This is a genomic window from Chthoniobacterales bacterium (genome assembly GCA_039930045.1).
GTDB lineage: Bacteria > Verrucomicrobiota > Verrucomicrobiia > Chthoniobacterales > DASVRZ01 > DASVRZ01.
The window spans coordinates 171,629-188,344 of sequence record JBDSQB010000012.1; the positions used below are offsets into that span (position 1 = coordinate 171,629).

General features: G+C 58.4%; 16 protein-coding genes and 1 riboswitch. Of the genes, 13 read left to right on the forward strand and 3 right to left on the reverse strand.

Annotation, left to right across the window (positions count from 1 at the left end; genetic code table 11):
* Positions 1-58 precede the first annotated feature (58 nt).
* Genes rpsR through ABIT76_09985 form a run of 3 tightly spaced genes read right to left on the reverse strand, consistent with a single transcriptional unit; the run spans position 59 to position 1,094 of the window.
* Positions 59-298: a 30S ribosomal protein S18 gene (gene rpsR, locus ABIT76_09975; GenBank protein MEO7933472.1), complete on the reverse strand. Its 240-nt coding sequence runs from the start codon at positions 296-298 to the stop codon at positions 59-61.
* 20 nt (positions 299-318) lie between these two features.
* Positions 319-492 (reverse strand): 50S ribosomal protein L33, encoded by a 174-nt coding sequence (gene rpmG / locus ABIT76_09980; protein ID MEO7933473.1) that lies wholly within the window; start codon positions 490-492, stop codon positions 319-321.
* 23 nt (positions 493-515) lie between these two features.
* Complete coding sequence (locus ABIT76_09985; GenBank protein MEO7933474.1) at positions 516-1,094, reverse strand: TraR/DksA C4-type zinc finger protein; 579 nt, start codon at positions 1,092-1,094, stop codon at positions 516-518.
* Between the two features lie 142 nt (positions 1,095-1,236).
* Between ABIT76_09985 and ABIT76_09990 the strand changes: the two genes are divergently transcribed.
* The 13 genes from ABIT76_09990 to ABIT76_10050 all read left to right on the forward strand — a co-directional run bounded on the left by ABIT76_09990 (position 1,237) and on the right by ABIT76_10050 (position 16,694).
* Complete coding sequence (locus ABIT76_09990) at positions 1,237-1,713, forward strand: bifunctional nuclease family protein (GenBank protein MEO7933475.1); 477 nt, start codon at positions 1,237-1,239, stop codon at positions 1,711-1,713.
* Positions 1,714-1,808: 95 nt separating this feature from the next.
* Complete coding sequence (locus ABIT76_09995) at positions 1,809-4,394, forward strand: circularly permuted type 2 ATP-grasp protein (protein MEO7933476.1); 2,586 nt, start codon at positions 1,809-1,811, stop codon at positions 4,392-4,394.
* 1 nt (position 4,395) lies between these two features.
* Positions 4,396-5,280: a transglutaminase family protein gene (locus ABIT76_10000; GenBank protein ID MEO7933477.1), complete on the forward strand. Its 885-nt coding sequence runs from the start codon at positions 4,396-4,398 to the stop codon at positions 5,278-5,280.
* A gap of 1 nt (position 5,281) precedes the next feature.
* Positions 5,282-6,136 carry a transglutaminase family protein gene (locus tag ABIT76_10005; protein ID MEO7933478.1) on the forward strand — a complete coding sequence of 285 codons (855 nt, stop codon included), beginning with the start codon at positions 5,282-5,284 and terminating at the stop codon, positions 6,134-6,136.
* Entirely contained in the window at positions 6,133-8,106 is a 1,974-nt protein-coding gene (locus tag ABIT76_10010; protein ID MEO7933479.1) for a transglutaminase family protein, read from the forward strand. The genes ABIT76_10005 and ABIT76_10010 overlap by 4 nt, the downstream gene beginning before the upstream one ends.
* A 53-nt stretch (positions 8,107-8,159) precedes the next feature.
* Positions 8,160-8,244, forward strand: a riboswitch (Fluoride riboswitch).
* A 10-nt stretch (positions 8,245-8,254) separates the two neighbouring features.
* Entirely contained in the window at positions 8,255-10,105 is a 1,851-nt protein-coding gene (locus ABIT76_10015; protein ID MEO7933480.1) for a DUF190 domain-containing protein, read from the forward strand.
* 24 nt (positions 10,106-10,129) lie between these two features.
* Positions 10,130-10,522, forward strand: coding sequence for a fluoride efflux transporter CrcB (gene crcB / locus ABIT76_10020; GenBank protein MEO7933481.1), 393 nt, complete (start codon positions 10,130-10,132; stop codon positions 10,520-10,522).
* A gap of 3 nt (positions 10,523-10,525) precedes the next feature.
* A complete protein-coding gene (locus tag ABIT76_10025) occupies positions 10,526-10,876 on the forward strand; it encodes a DUF190 domain-containing protein (protein MEO7933482.1) in 351 nt (116 codons plus the stop codon).
* Positions 10,877-10,891: 15 nt separating this feature from the next.
* Positions 10,892-11,311, forward strand: a complete 420-nt coding sequence (locus ABIT76_10030) for an EamA family transporter (protein MEO7933483.1) — start codon at positions 10,892-10,894, stop codon at positions 11,309-11,311.
* Positions 11,312-11,349: 38 nt separating this feature from the next.
* A complete protein-coding gene (locus ABIT76_10035; protein ID MEO7933484.1) occupies positions 11,350-12,390 on the forward strand; it encodes an Mrp/NBP35 family ATP-binding protein in 1,041 nt (346 codons plus the stop codon).
* Positions 12,391-12,429: 39 nt separating this feature from the next.
* Entirely contained in the window at positions 12,430-12,672 is a 243-nt protein-coding gene (locus ABIT76_10040) for a hypothetical protein (protein ID MEO7933485.1), read from the forward strand.
* Positions 12,669-13,052, forward strand: a complete 384-nt coding sequence (locus ABIT76_10045) for a type II toxin-antitoxin system VapC family toxin (protein ID MEO7933486.1) — start codon at positions 12,669-12,671, stop codon at positions 13,050-13,052. Before ABIT76_10040 ends, ABIT76_10045 begins: the two co-directional genes overlap by 4 nt.
* Positions 13,053-13,175: 123 nt before the next feature.
* On the forward strand, positions 13,176-16,694 hold the full coding sequence (locus tag ABIT76_10050; protein MEO7933487.1) for a DEAD/DEAH box helicase: 3,519 nt from the start codon (positions 13,176-13,178) through the stop codon (positions 16,692-16,694).
* Positions 16,695-16,716: the final 22 nt, after the last annotated feature.

Genomic DNA, 16,716 nt, shown 5'->3' on the forward strand with positions numbered 1-16,716 from the left:
AAAAGGACGCCGCCGGCGGGCCGGGGACGTCCTTTCATTCGAGCGGAAAGCTCTGTGATTAAGCCATCAGAAGAACCGACCGGCTGCGCTTGATCTCGCGGGTAATTTTACGATGGAAATGCGCGGGCATACCAGTGAGGCGGCGGGGAAGGATTTTGCCACTTTCGGTGACGAATTTCTTCAGAATATCGGGGTTCTTGTAATCGATCGCGTCGATGGTGATGTCCATCCGGCGGCGGGGCATGATGCGGTTCGCACGGCGGAAATTGGAGCGGCGTTGAGCGGTTTTAGGCTGCATAAGAATGAAAGTCGAAGCGGTTACTTAGTTTCGCGATGAAGCGTGTGGCGGCGGAGGAAGGGATTGTATTTCTTCTTCTCCAGACGCGTCGGAGTGTTGGGGCTCTTTTTGTTACGTGTGGACATGTAACGGGAAGCGGGTTTGCCCTCAGCTTTTGCTTCGGTGCATTCGAGAGTGATGATGTCTTGGGCCATGGTGGACGTGGGTTATACGCTAATTATTCTTTGGTATCAACCGGGGATTCTTCTTCCTCGGTTTCGTTGCCATCCTCATCGGTGAGGCCAAACAAAGATGTCACTGACTGGCGGACGCGGGTCATCTTGCTCTGCTTCTCCAGAATCGCCTGGCACTCGACTGTGTAACGGGTGAAAGGGATGGCTTCGAGGCGAACGTGAGGGATTGGTTTGTTCGACATCTCGCAGATGCCATAAGTATCCGACTCGATTCTACGGAGCGCTTCCTCGATTTCATTGAGCGAATCCTGCTCGCTGGAAAGCAAGCTGAGGGCGAAATCGCGATCGTAAGCGTCGCTGCCGGCGTCGGCCTGGTGCATTCCAAAAGCGGAGGCTTCGCTGCCCTCGGCACGAGCGCGAAGGTTATCCTTGGCGACACCCATCATGGAATCAACCATCGCATCGCGCAGGGCGACGAGGCGGGCCTTTTGCTTCTTCAAAAAGGGCGAGAGACCCGCATCGGGATCCGGCTTTTCACCCGGGAGAATGGTCACGGATTCGTCTACTTCAAAGACCTCGTGTTCTGACGAATTGGATGGTTTGTCGTTCTTGGTTTTGGGCATAGAGCAGGGATTTATTTGGCCAAGCCGGATTTGGGGAGCGGGTATTTAATGGCTATTCACAGGCTGTGCAAGTGGAAAAAGGGGTTTTCTTATGTTTGCACTAGCATGTGCTTTGCCCACGGGTTACCTAGTCACGAATCTTATGGCTAAACCAGTTGTCGAAGTCCAACCCCGGGCAGTCATTCCGACCAATGGCGGGAGCGCTGTTTTTCTGGGAAACCAATTCAAAAATTTCGTCATCTACGTCGATAACGGCGTGGGTCAGGCCATTACCATGTTCATGCGGCAGACGGCCAAGGCGCGCCCCCTCACCCACGACCTGATGGCTCACATATTGACCTCACTCGGAGCCAAGGTGGAGCGGGTCATCATCAACGACCTGCAAGAAGGCACGTATTTCGCCCGGCTCATCCTCAGCGCCGAGAACGAGCTGCACGAGCGCAAGATCGTGGAAATCGACGCCCGGCCCAGTGATTGCATCGCGCTCGCCGTCCAGCAAAACGCTCCCATTTACGTCGTGCAAGACGTCTGGAGTCAGGTCGAGGACATGAGCGAGGTCCTGGAAAAAATGGCCCAGGGCGACCACTCTTCCGAAGACGATCCAACGGCGGAGGAATAGCCGGGTTTTCGCCAACTCGCTGCGCTTTGGCAAATCCCATGTTGGGTGAGATTCGTAGCTTGATTTGCAGTTTAAACGACGAAACACTGACGCCCTTGAAATTGGAAGATCCGGCTTTGGGAAATACGAAAATGGGAGTGCCAGAGACCGCCGGAGTCGCTGACACTGCCGGCGTTTCCACGCGGAATCCCGCCCTGCCGTTCTTCACCGCACGCAAAGCCGGAGAAATCCGCAATCTCGAGGAGCGGATGGACGCGACTTTGAGAGAAATGGGAGTGAGCTTCGACTTCGTGCGGGGCGAGCACGCCGAGACGCCTTGGGTCTGCGACATCTTGCCGCACATTTTCACCGACGACGACTGGCAGACGATAGGCAACGGATTTCGCCAGCGGTTGCGGGCGTTTGAAATGTTTCTGCACGACGTTTACGGCAAAAAAGAAATCCTCCGCTCCGGCATGTTGCCGCTGCAAGCCGTCCTCGGCAGCCCCCATTATCAACGCGTCTGCCCCAGCCTGCATCCGGCCGAGGGTGCGTATTTGCATCTCGCCGGGCTCGCCGTTACCCGCGACGCCAGTGGGCGGCTGGTGGCGAAAAACCACTACTTCAGCCACGCCTCGGGCGTCGCCTACATGATGCAAAACCGGCGCGTGCTGGCCCGTGTCGTGCCGGAGATTTTCCGCGATTTCCCGGTGACTTCCATTGCGAACACGCCGCTCGACATCCTGGAAAAACTCCGCGCCATGACGCCGGAAACGCACGACCCGACGGTGGTTCTGCTCTCGCCCGGCACCACCAGCGCGGTCTATTCCGAGCACAGCTTTCTCGCCCGGCGCATGGGTATTCCGCTCGTGCAGGGTGGCGACCTGCTCGTGCTCGACGATTGCGTTTATCTAAAGACCGTCTCCGGCCTCGAAAAAGTCGAAACGATCTACACCCGTGTCGCCGACGCCTGGCTCGATCCGATGGTTTTCCGCCGCGACTCGCGACTCGGCGTGCCGGGTCTCGTCCATTGCATTCGCAAAGGCACCGTGGCGCTCGTCAATGGCATTGGAAGTCAGCTCGCCGACGACCGCAGCCTGCTGAATTTCTCCGCGAAAATCATCCGCTTCTATCTCGGCGAAATACCCGTGCTCCCCAGCCTGCCGACCTACTGGCTGGGCGACGCCGACCAGCGGGAAATGGTCCTTTCCGAAGCCGAAAAATACCGCATCCGCCCGCTCACCGGCGAACGCATTCTTGGTCATCCGCTCGGCCTCGTCCCGACTGAGGAACAGCTCGCCGCCATTAAATTGGAAGTCCGCAAGCACCCGCACACGTTCGTTGCCCAAGTCGGCGGCGATGGCGAGCTCGCGCCCTGTTTTAGTAATGGAAAACTGAACGAGCGCTTGCAGGATCACATCGTTTTCGCACTTCGCCGTGGCTCGTCCTACGAGATTTTTCCAGGCGCGCTCACCCGCGTCGCCCCGCCGGGCAGCCAGCTCACCGCCTCGTTTTTCGGCAGCGGCAGTAAGGATTCCTGGGTCTCCGCCCGCGCCGGCGGCGAGGAATCGGGCAATCCGCCACAGATTAGTACTAACGAATATCTGCCGCCCGCGCGCCAGGTCACCAGCCGCGTCGCCGACGGCTTCTATTGGATGGGCCGTTACCTCGAGCGCGCCCTCAGCATGGCCTACATGATCCAAGTCGTGGAAACATTGGAACTCGAGGAACTCACCTCCGCCGAGCGCAAACTGTATCGCCCGATGTGGAACCGCATCCTACCGCCGCTCGAAGCCGCCGCCGGCACCACCGGGCGGCGCAGCATCGCGAGCGCCTCGGAGCGTTATCGCCTGATGCTCGACCCAGGAGTTCCGGGGACCGTCATCGGCACCTTGCGCCGGGCTCTTTCCAACGCCGAATCGCTTCAGGAAAGTCTCTCGCCCGAGGCCTGGGGCACGCTGGTTAAAATCCAGGAACTGACGGAGAAGATTAAGTTCACACTCGACCAGGAGGACGCCGCCTTTGCCCGCACCACGCGCCGCGTCGCCGACTTGATTGTGAATCTCATTCCGCAATTTTTCGCCATCGCCCAAGGCTCCATGCTCGCCGACAACGGCTGGAATTTCTGTGAACTCGGCCAAATGCTGGAACGAGCCGTGGTCACCGCCAACGCCATCGTTTCCATCGAGGCATCGCTCACCACGCAATCCACCAACGGCCCGCGCCACTCGAATGAGATCGAGCTCTCCGCGTTTCTTCGATTGCTGGGAAGCCGCGACGCCTACCGCCGCGTCTATCAAATGCGCACCGCCCCGGCGCAGGTCCTGGAGATTCTCTGGAAAAACCCCGAGATGCCGCGCTCGGTTACGCGCTGTCTAAAGAAATGCGCTCATCTCTTGCGCGAATCCATGGGGTCCAATTCCCAGTATCCGGCCCATGTTCTAACATCGGTCGAGGAACTGATTTTCCGTATCCAGCACATTCATTGGCAGGAGTTTTTCGTCACCACACAGGAGGATGAGTCGGGCATTTCAGCTCCAATGCAATCACCGCCGTCGCTGCCGCCGAAAAAACTCTCGGAACTCCTCAACGCCCTCCTCCGCCAGACGGCTAACATTCACAACGTCATCGCGGATAGTTTCCTCAATCACCAGGCGATCATTTCCCAGCGGGAACAATTGCTCTTCACGAGCTTTCGCTAACATGTTTTTCGACATCACGCACAGCACCGATTACGCCTACGCCACGCCCGCAGCGGAAGCGTATCTGGAGGCGCGGCTCACTCCTCCTAACCATTCCGGCCAGCGCGTGGTTCGCCACAAGATTAGCATCAATCCCGACACGCCGACTTCGCAATATGTGGACTTCTGCGGCAACACCGTGGACTTCCTTTCCCTGCCCTACCGGCATAAGCGGCTCACCATTACCAACCAAGTCGTTGTCGAGACGACTCCGCGGCTTTTGCCCGACGATATTCTCTCGGCCAGCGTGCAGGAGGCGAAGCAGATTTTGGGCTCGTCCGTCACGGATATTTACGACTATCTGCAACCCACCGAGACCGTGAAAATCGGACGCGAGGCGCATCAATGGTCGCGCCGTTATCTCCCCGGAAATGCCACCCTCCGCACGGGTCTGGAAAGCCTGAACAAAGCCATCTTCGAGACCTTTGAATATCGCAAAGGCAGCACGGATAATTCGACTCCGCTCAACACCGTCTGGCGCGACCGCAAAGGCGTCTGCCAGGACTTTGCGCACATCATGCTAGCCATTCTGCGCACGGCCGGTTTTCCCGCCCGCTACGTCTGCGGCTACATCGACGCCAATCCGGTCACACCCGATGGCAAACGCCTAGTCGGCGCCCTCGCCACCCACGCTTGGGTGGAGGTGTTATTGCCCGGCCGCGTCTGGGTTGCACTCGATCCTACTAACAATAAATGGTGCGGGGAACGTCACATCACCGTCTCCTTCGGACGCGACTTTCGCGACGCCACTCCGCTGCGCGGAACCTTCAAGGGAACCGGCGCACAAAACATGCGGGTAAAAGTCCTCGTCCGCGAAGTCAGCCCGGCCCGTGCGGCAAAAATCTAACATGCGCCTCCGCATTCACAGCCATACACGCTACGAATACGAAAAAGCGGCCAGTTTTTCCCCGCATCTCGTGCGCCTCTTTCCGCGACAGGAGAGTTTCATCCATATCCTGGAAACAAGATTCACAACGCTCGATGGCGCGGTCGTCAACCATCGCCGCGACCTCTTCGACAACCAGATCGCGCGTTGTTTTTTCCCGGAGAAGGCGAGCGTGCTCGACTTCGATGTTAGTCTCGACTTGATGTTAGAAGAACGCAGCGCCTTCGACTTCCTGATCGATGGACATGCCACGCGATTTCCCTTCACCTACAAGCCGGAGGAACAGCACGTCCTCGCTCCCTATCTCATTCAGCCGGACGCAGAAAAAGTCGAGGCTGGCGACTTCTGGAAACTGGAGAAAGACATCCCGACCCTCGACGCGTTATTGGAACTCAACAGTGCACTTTTTTCCAACCTCAGCTACGAGCGCCGCGAGGAGGGTCAGGCCCGCCTCCCGTCGGAAACGCTCAATCTGCGTATCGGTGCCTGCCGCGATTTTTCCCGTCTCGCCGCCTCGCTTTTGCGCAGCGCCGGCGTCGCCGTGCGGCTCGTCAGTGGCTATGTCGCCGAGTTTGGCAAAGCCGAGGAAGACCGACGCGCCGAGGGCAGCCTGCACGCCTGGATCGAGGCCTACATTCCCGGCGCGGGCTGGCTCGGAATGGACCCCACCAACGGCGTCCTCTGCGATCACCATTTCATTCCCGCCGCGGTCGGGTTGCATCCCGATGACATCTCGCCGACGGCGGGGAGCTACTACGGCAACGAGTTCATTTCCGCCGAGCTCACCTCTCTACTAACCATCGATCCCATCGAATGATTCCTAACACTCTTCTAGCACCGGCCAAAAAGGTCGAGGCGCTCCTCAATAAAAAGAAAGTCCGACTTACGCAAGGCGGCGAGCCGACTTTGGTTCCTATCAGTCCCGAGGGGCCGGAATGGTCCATCACCGCTGTCGGCCCGACCAAGCTGCGCTACGCCTACGAGTTTGCCAATGAAATGGTTAGGACCGTCGCTCCGGGCAGCGTGGTTTTTTATTCACCCGGCAAATCTTATCCCGGTGAAACCAATCCGCGCTGGGTGCTGAACATGCTCACCTTGAAGAGCGGAAAGCCGCTCCTGGATCTAGCCTTCTCCAGCGAGCCAGTGACCCAGGCGGGTTACAAACGGTTCCGCGAACAACTTCTCATTCAACTCAAACTCAAAGCTAGCTGGATCAAAGGTCTGCCCGCCGAATCCAGCGTCTGGATTCTCCCGCTCGATCACGACAAGAAGTTTGTCTCTGCTGACTGGAAGAAGAAATCCATGACGCTTCTTCAGCTCGACGCACCGGCGGGATTGCGATTGCCGCTGAATGAAGTTCCAGCCGACTTGAGCCGGCGCGCACTCACAGTCGAGTTGCAGGACAATGCGCTCGCGATTTTCTTTCCGCCGCTCTTGCAAAAGCCGTTTCTGGAACTGCTGAAAATCATTCAAGACATTCTAGCTTCGCTGAAAATTTCCAATGTTAGATTCCAGGGTTACGTCCCATCCGACGACGCCGACATCTGGTCAAAGCTAGGAGTCGCCTCCGACCCGGGCGTGCTGGAGATTAACATTCCGCCCTGCGAGACATGGACGGAATACGCCAAGTGGATGACCGCCATCGAGAATTGCGGCAATGCGACTGGACTGCGCGCGATGAAGGTTTCTGGCGAAGTCGAAATCGGCACTGGCGGCGGCAATCACATTTGCTTTGGCGGCCCGTCCGTTGAGCAAAATGCCTTCTTCAAAAATCCCGGCTGGGTGACATCGATATTGCGTTTCTGGCAGCATCACCCGAGCCTTTCCTATCTATTTACCGGGGCGTATGTCGGATCGAGTTCGCAGGCTCCAAGGACCGATGAATCCGCCCGCAGTCTCTACGATCTGGAGATGGCTTATCAATATCTGGAGTCTCTGAAACGCGGAGATCATCGGCAGATCATCAACGAAACCCTTCGCCACTTGCATATCGACGGCTCGGGAAACACGCATCGGAGTGAGATTAGTTTCGACAAATTCTGGAATGTTAGTTTTCCCGGCGGCGCGCATGGAATTCTGGAGTTCCGAGCCATCGAGACGTTGCCTAGTGCGGAATGGACTTCGGCGGTTGCGCTGCTCTGGCGCGCGCTCGCAGCGGCGTTGCTAACCAAGCCATTTCATCAGCCGTTGAAAGACTTAAATGCTCATCTGCAGGATCGTTTCTTTCTTCCCAGCTTTCTCTGGGACGACCTCATGGAGGTGCTCGCCTTTCTTGCCAAACAAGGCATTCATCTTCCCGTGGAAACTTTCCGCGCGATCTGGGAATGGCGGTTTCCCGTATTGTTAGAAACGCAGCTTGGCTCAGCTAACATCACGATCCGCAAGGCGCTAGAAAGCTGGCCGCTCCTCTGCGAGCAACCGCTCGAAGGCGGGAGTACCAGTCGATTCGTCGATACTAGCATCGAGCGGCTGGAGATCACCACAACCGCGCCGGTGGGCATCCAGTTTCAGGGCCGCAAACTGCCGCTGGAAACATTTCCCTCTAACTTGCATGGAGCCGGACTGCGCTTCCGCAAGACAGCGCTCTACCCGAGCCTGCACCCTGGCATTCCACCGCAACTCCCATTGGAAGTGACCTTCAGCAAGGGCAGCAGAAAACTCTCCTATCAGTTGCAAGCCGGGCAATTCAAATTCGCCGGTCCCTTTCCGAAAGCGATCTCCAAGCCAGGCCCGGAATGCCGCCGCTCGGCTCCTAACAATCTCACTTACGATCTCCGCTTGCCGTGAACTTGAATTTTCATTCGCTAGCTCCATTGACAAATTATTTCATCTCTGGCTAACTTCGGCTCGGCAATGGATTTCTGCCTCCTGAGTAATCGGGAAACCGCACGGTAACCAGTCCGCGCTGATGATTCCTACTTTCCCAAGTAGAATCATGCACTCATCTCAAACTCACATTCTTCAGCGCGGCGTTGCGGCGGTTCGCGACTTGATAAACCAAGCTTGGCGTTATCTGCGTGTTTCGCTGCATTGGTTGCTCTTGATTCTCCCGATGGCGATGATCGTGGGTTCGGCGGTGGCGTTTTTTCTTTGGAGTCTGGATCGGGTGACCTGGCTGCGTTTCCAGAATCCGTGGCTGCTTTTTTATCTGCCCGTGGCCGGGTTCGCCGTGGGCCTGATTTACCATTATTTCGGGCGGTCTGCGGAAGGGGGAAACAATCTCATCATGGATCGAATCCATCAGCCGGGCGGCGGCGTGCCCCGACGCATGGCTCCTCTGATCTTGTTCGGAACGCTGGTCACGCACCTTTTTGGCGGCTCAGCGGGTCGCGAGGGAACGGCGATCCAGATGGGCGGCAGCATCGCGAGCGCGTTTGGTCGCTGGTTGCGATGCGACTCGGATCAAGTCCGCATCGTTCTCATGGCAGGGATAGCCGCCGGGTTTGGGGCGGTCTTTGGCACTCCACTGGCCGGAGCCGTCTTCGCGCTGGAGGTGCTGATGATCGGCCGGATTCAATACGAGGCGCTGATTCCCTGTTTTATCGCCGCCATCGTGGGCGACTGGACGTGCCATGCGTGGGGTATTCATCACACGCAATACACGATCGGTTTTGCGCCGGTCGGAGGGTCAGCAGGCTCCTATTTCCAGCTCGATCCTTGGCTGCTGGGAAAAGTGATTCTGGCTTCGGCTGCATTCGGGCTGGCGGGCACGTTTTTCGCGGAGCTTTCCCATAAACTGAGCGCGGTTTTTAAGAAATGGATTCCTTACGCTCCCCTGCGACCGGCGGTGGGGGGCGTTTTGGTGATCGGGTTGTTTTATTGGTCGGGAACAGCGGATTATCTGGGGCTCGGCGTGTGGTCGCTCGATCCGAAGGCGATCACCATTCCCTCGTTTTTCACCTCGCCCGAGATTCATCCCTGGAGCTGGTTGTGGAAGATCGTCTTTACGGCCATCACCCTCAGCGCGGGCTTCAAAGGAGGGGAAGTCACCCCGCTTTTCTTCATCGGGGCGGCATTGGGAAATGCGCTCGCCGGACTGCTCGGTGCGCCGCCCGATCTTTTTGCCGGGCTGGGTTTCGTGGCCATTTTCGCGGGAGCAACCAATACTCCGCTCGCCTGCACCCTCATGGGCATCGAGCTTTTTGGAGCCACGCATGGCGTCTATCTGGCCACCGCCTGCTTTCTCGCCTACCTCTTTAGCGGACACTCCAGCATTTATTTATCGCAACGCATCGCCGTGCCGAAAATGGGCCAGGCTTTTCTGCCACCGGAGACCACCATGCGGCAGGTCCGCGAAATGAGAACTCCCGCTTTCGACGACTTCACCGCCACTCTTTCCACCATCGATTCACCCAAAAACACCATGCCCACCCACAAAGTCATCCCGCGCGAACTCGGCCTCATCCGCATCTACCTCAAGCCCTCCGATAAACGCGCCCAGCCCGGCATTCGCGGCTTCCTCGCCGCGCGCCCGCTCTACCGCGAACTCGTCGATGCCGCCAAACGCGACGGCATTATGAACGCCCATGCGCATCATACTCACTACGGATACAGTCGGCACGGCAAAATCCGCGGCAACGACCCCGAAATGGGCAACCCCGAACTCACCATGTGCATCGAACTCATCGGCGAAAAAACTCAGTTGGAACATTTCTGCGCCACCCACGGCGAATTGCTCCAGGATAAAGTCATCATCTACAAACACATCGAGCACTGGGACCTGCACGGCACCCAGGTGGAGCCTCGCGACGCCCTGCCCGAAGAATTGGAATCCGACTCCCTCTAGTTTTTCCCGGTTCCCATTGCCATCATGCTGAAAACCTACCTTGCCGTCATGCTGGGCGGAGCCCTCGGCACTGGATTGCGCCTGGCGCTTTCCACCTGGCTGGCGAATCGCTACGGCGAAACGTTTCCCATTGGCACGCTCGTGGTGAATATCTCCGGGTGCTTTCTCATCGGTGTTTTTGCTGCCCTGACCGGATCCGACGGACCCCTCCTCACCTCGCCGCTCGTTCGCATCTTCGTCATGATCGGCATACTCGGCGGCTTCACCACTTTTTCGTCATTCAGTCTGCAAACCCTCAGCCTGTGGCAGGATGGCGAATGGTTGCGCGGCGGTTTGAACGCCCTCTTTTCCCTCGCCTTCTGCTTGATCGCCGTCTGGCTCGGCCAAGTGACCGCCAACCTCCTCACCCATCGCTAACCCATGAACTCCACACTCCCCACCGATTCCACCCTGCTTCGCATCTTCATCGGCGACGCCGACCGCTACGAACACCGCCCGCTTTACGAAGCCATCGTGCTCAAAGCCCGCGAAATGCACATGGCCGGGGCCACCGTGCTCAAAAGCCCCATGGGTTTCGGCAAAACCAGCCACCTGCACACAGGTAAAATCCTCGACCTCTCCACCGATCTCCCGCTAGTGATCGAAATCGTCGATGTCCCGGAAAAAATCGCCGCCTTCCTGCCCGTGCTCGACAAAATGATGGATGGCGGCCTCGTCACGCTGGAGAAAGTGCAGGTCATCCAATATCGGTCGCATCAGAGGGAAAAATAACGCATTCTCCTCCGCATGAATTGGTTTACCTGGGCCTTGCTCTCCGCACTTTTTGCTGGGCTCACCGCCGTTCTGGCCAAAGTGGGCGTCGCCGACATCGATTCCAATCTCGCGACCGCCATCCGCACCACCATCATCCTCGTCATCACTTGGACGATAGCCGCGTTCACACTGAAAAGTGGCGACCTCTCCGCCATCCAACGCCGCACCTGGGTTTTCCTGTTTCTCTCGGCCTGCGCTACGGGACTTTCCTGGCTCTGCTACTTTCGCGCCCTGCAACTTGGCGAAGTCTCCCAAGTCGCCCCCATCGATAAACTGGGCGTCGTCATCGCCATCGGCATCTCACTCGTCTTCCTCGGCGAAAAACTCAGCCTCCGCGAAGGTTGCGGAGCCGGTTTCATCGTTTTCGGCGCACTCCTACTCGCCTGGAAATAGGTTGGCGTGCCTGCGCCATGTTGCCGTAGTTTCTGCCCATGTTTTCCAAGCCCGCCTCTGAAGAGCAAGTTCGCGAACAGCTCAAGTCCATCAAATACCCCGGTTTTTCCCGCGACATCGTCTCTTTTGGCATCGTCCGCGAAGTCACTCTCGATGGGAAGGACGTCACTATTAAGATGGCACTCGCCACCAACGACCCGGCCATTCCGCAGAAAATAAAAGACGACACCGAGACGGCGATCCGGGCGCTTTCTGGAGTGAGCAAAGTCAAAGTCGTCATCGACATTTCCGCTCCGCCGACTGCCAGCGCCACGGGCACGACCGCCATTTCGGGCATCAAACACGTCATCGCCATCGCCAGCGGCAAGGGCGGCGTGGGCAAATCCACCGTGGCCTCGAATCTGGCCGCGGCGCTCGCTTTGCAAGGAGCCAGCGTGGGCCTTTGCGACTGCGATATGTATGGGCCGAGCATGGCGATCATGTTTGGCGCACGCGAACGACCCGCTGCGACGGACGAAAATCAAATCATTCCGCTGGAGCGTTACGGCATCAAACTGATGTCGATGGGTTTCCTCCTCGACGACGATTCACCGGCGATTCTGCGCGGGCCGATGGTGACGCGTTACACCCAGCAATTTCTGCGTCAGGTGGAATGGGGCGAGCTGGATTTCCTGATTCTCGATCTGCCGCCGGGCACGGGCGACATCCAACTCACCATCGTGCAAACTGTGGCGCTGGCCGGCGCGGTGATCGTCACCACGCCGCAGGAAGTCGCGCTGATCGATGCGCGGAAGGCGGCGACGATGTTCCAAAAAGTGAACGTCCCGATCCTCGGTCTTGTGGAAAACATGAGTTATTTCCAGTCGCCCAGCGACGGCAAGCGCTACGATATCTTTGGCACTGGCGGCGGGCGGCGCGAGGCGGCGCGGCTCGGCGTGCCGTTTCTCGCGGAGATTCCCATCGATATTTCCACGCGCGAGGCGGGCGACCGCGGGCAGCCGATCGTGTTGAGCGAACCGCAAAATCCGGCGTCGCTGGCCTTCAGCGATGTCGCCGGGCAGTTGCACCGGTTGTTCTGAGAGGTTGCCGCGCCTGCATTTCCTGAATAAGGTGCCTGCATGAGCACCCAATACACGCTGCGAACCGTTCCCGACGCGATTGACCAAGCCCTTCGCCAACGCGCCAGCAAGGAAGCCCGCAGCCTCAATGCCGTAGCCGTGGAGGCTTTGAGACGAGGGCTGGAATTGGATGAAACTGAATACACCGATCTCGACGCCTTGGTAGGCAGTTGGCAGGAAGATCCTGCCTTCGATGAGGCCGTGGCCGACTTTGAGCGCGTGGACGAGGAAGCCTGGCAATGAATCTCGCGCTGGACACCAACGCCTACAGCGACTTTATGCGGGGCGTGGCGGAACGCGTCTCCCAAGTGCGCCAAGCGCGGAGACTTTCCCTGCCTTTGATCGTGCTGGGCGAATTGCGAGCGGGTTTTGCAGCGGGCAATCAAGAATCAACCAACTCGGCCAATCTCCAACGCTTTCTCAATAGTCCCCGCGTCTCGATTCTGCTGCCCGACGAAAACACCACGCATCATTACGCCCAGCTCTATCTGCAGCTCCGCAAAAAATCCGTCTCCATTCCCACGAACGATCTGTGGATCGCGGCCCTCGTCCTCCAGCACAATCTCGTTCTCTGCACCTCCGACGCCCACTTTGCCCATCTGCCGCAGGTGCCGTGCTGCTAGCCTGGCCGGTCCTGCGTTCGGCGGCTGGGCGGTGCATTTTTTAACCCCGGCGGATTTGTCTTCGTGTATATTGCCCGTCCGCGTTGTCATTTTTGGCGAGCGGAGTTCCATTCCTATCACCCTGTGGCCACCTCCATTTCCGACCTCCGACTCACCACCCGTCAGCAGCACAACCTCGTTCAGCTTCGCAATAAAATCCCCAAACTGCGTCAGCAACGCGGGCGGGAATTGTATCAGAGCGGGGCGAATCTTTCCCTCAAACGCAGCGATAATCACCTGCCCGGCTCGATGGGTTACGTGGCCATCGTGCGCGACATGGTGCGGCGCGAGGTCTTCATCGAGTTTCTGGGAAATGAGGTCAACGCGGACTGCGATTGCGAGGACGGCACGCTTTGCAAACACTGTTACTGCGCCATTCAATCGCTCCTCGCCAAGGCCAGCATCGAGGATCGCGCGGCGGATCGTCCGGCGAAGGAATTGATTGCGGCGCTGGAATCCGTCCACGCGCGGAGGCTGACGGCGGTCGAGTTGGATTACATTGAGCGGATCGAGACGGCTTACGCCAATGCGAGCAACAAAACGGAGCTGACGGTTTACGATCTGCGCGGACTCCTGCCCGGCGCTTTTGGCGGCGGCGCGACTCGCGTCGAACTCTGGCCCGAGCCGCCGGCGTCGCTGGTCGAGTTCTGGCATTATGTGGCTTACGCGATCACGTCTAAAAAGGGATCGTATCCGCCGTTTCTCGATCTGGTGACCGATCCGGGCTTGATCGCCGACAAGGTTCGCGGCTGGTTGCGGCAAAAAGAAATCACGTCCTGGACCGAGACTTTTTCCCGCATGGCGGCGGACGACACGGCGCAACGGGTCCGCACACTCGACCTGCGGATTCATATCGAAGTCGATTCGTTTTCGCTCGAGTCGCGGCTCGATGGTTTGTCGGAATTCATCCCGGTGAAAACGAAGGCGATCCGGCAGTTGCAGGCTGATCTGGACGAGGGAATTCTCCATCTCACGCCCGAGGCGACCGTGCTCTGGCCGCGATTCGCTCCGTTGCTGGCGAACGACGCTTTTACCTGGCGCGAGCCCGGCCCGGTCGCGGCGCTGGAGGACATGCTGCGGATGCCGTTCATTCGACCGCAACTCGTGGCCCTCGACGGCGCGCCAATGGAGTTTCCGGCGGAGCCATTGCGTTGGTCGATCCAGGAAAACGAGGACGACTACGATCTCCGTCTGGTGACGCATGAAGGTCAGCCGCCTCTGCGGATTCTGGCGCGATTCCCCGGGCGTCCGGCGTTGTATCTGACCGCGCGCCAGGTTTACGAGGGCCCGCTCATCAGCCCCGATTTCACCTCGGCGGATTCGTTGCGCGTGCCCGGCGAGGCGCTGGAAACCGTCTCAGGCATCCAGACTTTGCTCAAACTCGACGCGCCGCTCCCGACGAAAATCAGCCACCGTGTTCGGCGCATTCCCCTTCATCTCCGGCTCATCGCGGAACTCCACAAGGACCGCAGCAGCAAGAAGGAAAACGACCCGGAATACCTCCATCTCGCAGTGCATTCGGCGGATCAGGCCGGACGCGAGTTTAGCGAATACCTCGGCGGCGGCTGGTCCAATTTCATTGGAAAAAACAGACCGGAGTTGCAGTCGAATGACGAGTTTCTGGAAGTTCTCGACCCGCGCACCCTGCCGAATCCGGCTCCGATTCTGGACGCGCTGCCAGTTTCCTACGACGAGGACGCCGAGGTCTGGTGCTGCCGGATTACGCGCAAATTTCCCGAGCAATTTTCCAATTGGCTGCAAAATCTCCCGCCGACGATCGCACTGGATCTGGATGTGACTCTGGCCAGTTTCCGCGAACGTCCGCTAACGGCGAAGTTCGACTTGGAGATTCTGGAAGCGGGCGTGGACTGGTTTGACTTGCGTTCGACTCTCAAAATCGAGGACACCGATCTCACTCGCGACGAAATCACGCTGCTCCTGAAAGCCGGGGGCGAATACGTCCGCCTCGGCACCAAAGGCTGGCGCAAACTGGCCTTTGAGCTTTCGCCGGAAGATGATGCGGCACTGGCTCAAATCGGCCTTAGCGCGGCCGATCTCAACGGCGAACCGCAGCGGATGCACGTGCTCCAACTCGCTGGCGGCAGCAAATCACGCAGCCTGCTGCCCGACGATACTCTGGCTCGGCTTGCCGAGCGCGCGGCGGAGCTGAAAACGGCCGTGAATCCGCCGGTTCCAGCGACGATCAAAGCGACGCTGCGCCCGTATCAGTTGGAGGGTTATCACTTCCTTTCCTATCTCGCGGCCAACACCTTCGGCGGCATCCTGGCCGACGACATGGGCCTCGGAAAAACGCTCCAGACCCTTGTCTGGCTCGCCTCTTTGCGCGAAGACGAGATGCTCGCCACCCGCGCCAGCCTGGTCGTTTGCCCGAAGTCGGTCACCGACAACTGGTTGAGCGAGGCTGAACATTTTTATCCGTCGCTCAAAGTCGGCGTCTGGCGCGAGAAGGATGCAACTCGACTCAGCGCCTTTCTCAAAAATCACGACCTCGTCGTCCTCAATTACTCGCAACTCCGCAGCCACGAAGTCGCCCTCGCAAAAGTCGAATGGCTCACCGTTATTCTCGACGAAGGGCAGTTTATCAAAAATCCCACGTCGCAAACCGCCCAGGCGGCGCGCAACCTCGTCGCCGATCATCGCCTCATTCTCACCGGCACGCCGATTGAGAACAAACTCCTCGATCTCTGGAGTCTAATGTCGTTTGCCATGCCCGGCATCCTCGGCACGCAGGGACGATTTCAGGTTCTCTTTAATGAGAAAAAAGACGCGCTTGCCACGCGGCGACTCGCGGCACGGGTGCGTCCATTCCTCTTGCGGCGCTCCAAAAAAGAAGTTGCCACCGATCTGCCCGACCGCATCGAGGAGGATCTGCATTGCGAAATGGAAGGCGACCAGTTGCATCGTTATCGGGCCGAACTCAAGATCGCCCGGCAGCGCCTGCTCAAGATCAACACCAGCAAGCAGCTCGACAAAGAGCGCTTCAACATCCTCACCTCGCTTCTCCGCCTCCGGCAGATTTGCGCCCACCCCGGACTGGCCGATCCCGAGCTTTCCAACGCCGAAAGCGCGAAACAGGAGGCGCTCTTCGACTTGCTCGAACCGCTCATTGAGGAAGGACATAAGGTTCTCGTTTTCAGTCAGTTCGTTTCGATGTTGGAACGCCTCCAAACCGAGATCACGCGTCGCGAATGGAAGAGCTACTACCTCGCTGGCGACACCGAGGACCGCGGCACTCTCGTGAAAAACTTCCAGGCCGACCCCGGCAGCGCGGTCTTCCTGATTTCGCTAAGAGCGGGCGGCTTTGGCTTGAATCTAACGTCGGCGAGTTACGTTGTTCTCTACGACCCGTGGTGGAATCCAGCGGTGGAAAACCAAGCCATCGACCGCACCCATCGCATCGGCCAGAAAAATACGGTGAACGCCTACCGCCTGATCACCAAGGACAGCATCGAGGAAAAAATTAGAGCGCTTCAAAAGAGCAAAGGCGCGCTGGCGCAGGATATTCTCGGAGAAGAAAACTTCGTCAAGAGCCTCACGCTGGACGACTTCCAATATCTCTTCGCCGATAGCACGGAAAGTTAGAGGCATCGTTGCGAAGTTGTTC

Coding starts and splice junctions, on each gene's coding strand:
- ABIT76_09990 (MEO7933475.1), top strand. CDS start 1,237: ATGGCTAAACCAGTTGTCGAAGTCCAACCCCGGGCAGTCATTCCGACC.
- rpsR (MEO7933472.1), bottom strand. CDS start 298: ATGCAGCCTAAAACCGCTCAACGCCGCTCCAATTTCCGCCGTGCGAAC.
- ABIT76_10030 (MEO7933483.1), top strand. CDS start 10,892: ATGAATTGGTTTACCTGGGCCTTGCTCTCCGCACTTTTTGCTGGGCTC.
- ABIT76_10005 (MEO7933478.1), top strand. CDS start 5,282: ATGCGCCTCCGCATTCACAGCCATACACGCTACGAATACGAAAAAGCG.
- ABIT76_10000 (MEO7933477.1), top strand. CDS start 4,396: ATGTTTTTCGACATCACGCACAGCACCGATTACGCCTACGCCACGCCC.
- ABIT76_10040 (MEO7933485.1), top strand. CDS start 12,430: ATGAGCACCCAATACACGCTGCGAACCGTTCCCGACGCGATTGACCAA.
- ABIT76_10035 (MEO7933484.1), top strand. CDS start 11,350: ATGTTTTCCAAGCCCGCCTCTGAAGAGCAAGTTCGCGAACAGCTCAAG.
- ABIT76_10015 (MEO7933480.1), top strand. CDS start 8,255: ATGCACTCATCTCAAACTCACATTCTTCAGCGCGGCGTTGCGGCGGTT.
- rpmG (MEO7933473.1), bottom strand. CDS start 492: ATGGCCCAAGACATCATCACTCTCGAATGCACCGAAGCAAAAGCTGAG.
- ABIT76_10010 (MEO7933479.1), top strand. CDS start 6,133: ATGATTCCTAACACTCTTCTAGCACCGGCCAAAAAGGTCGAGGCGCTC.
- crcB (MEO7933481.1), top strand. CDS start 10,130: ATGCTGAAAACCTACCTTGCCGTCATGCTGGGCGGAGCCCTCGGCACT.
- ABIT76_10045 (MEO7933486.1), top strand. CDS start 12,669: ATGAATCTCGCGCTGGACACCAACGCCTACAGCGACTTTATGCGGGGC.
- ABIT76_09985 (MEO7933474.1), bottom strand. CDS start 1,094: ATGCCCAAAACCAAGAACGACAAACCATCCAATTCGTCAGAACACGAG.
- ABIT76_10025 (MEO7933482.1), top strand. CDS start 10,526: ATGAACTCCACACTCCCCACCGATTCCACCCTGCTTCGCATCTTCATC.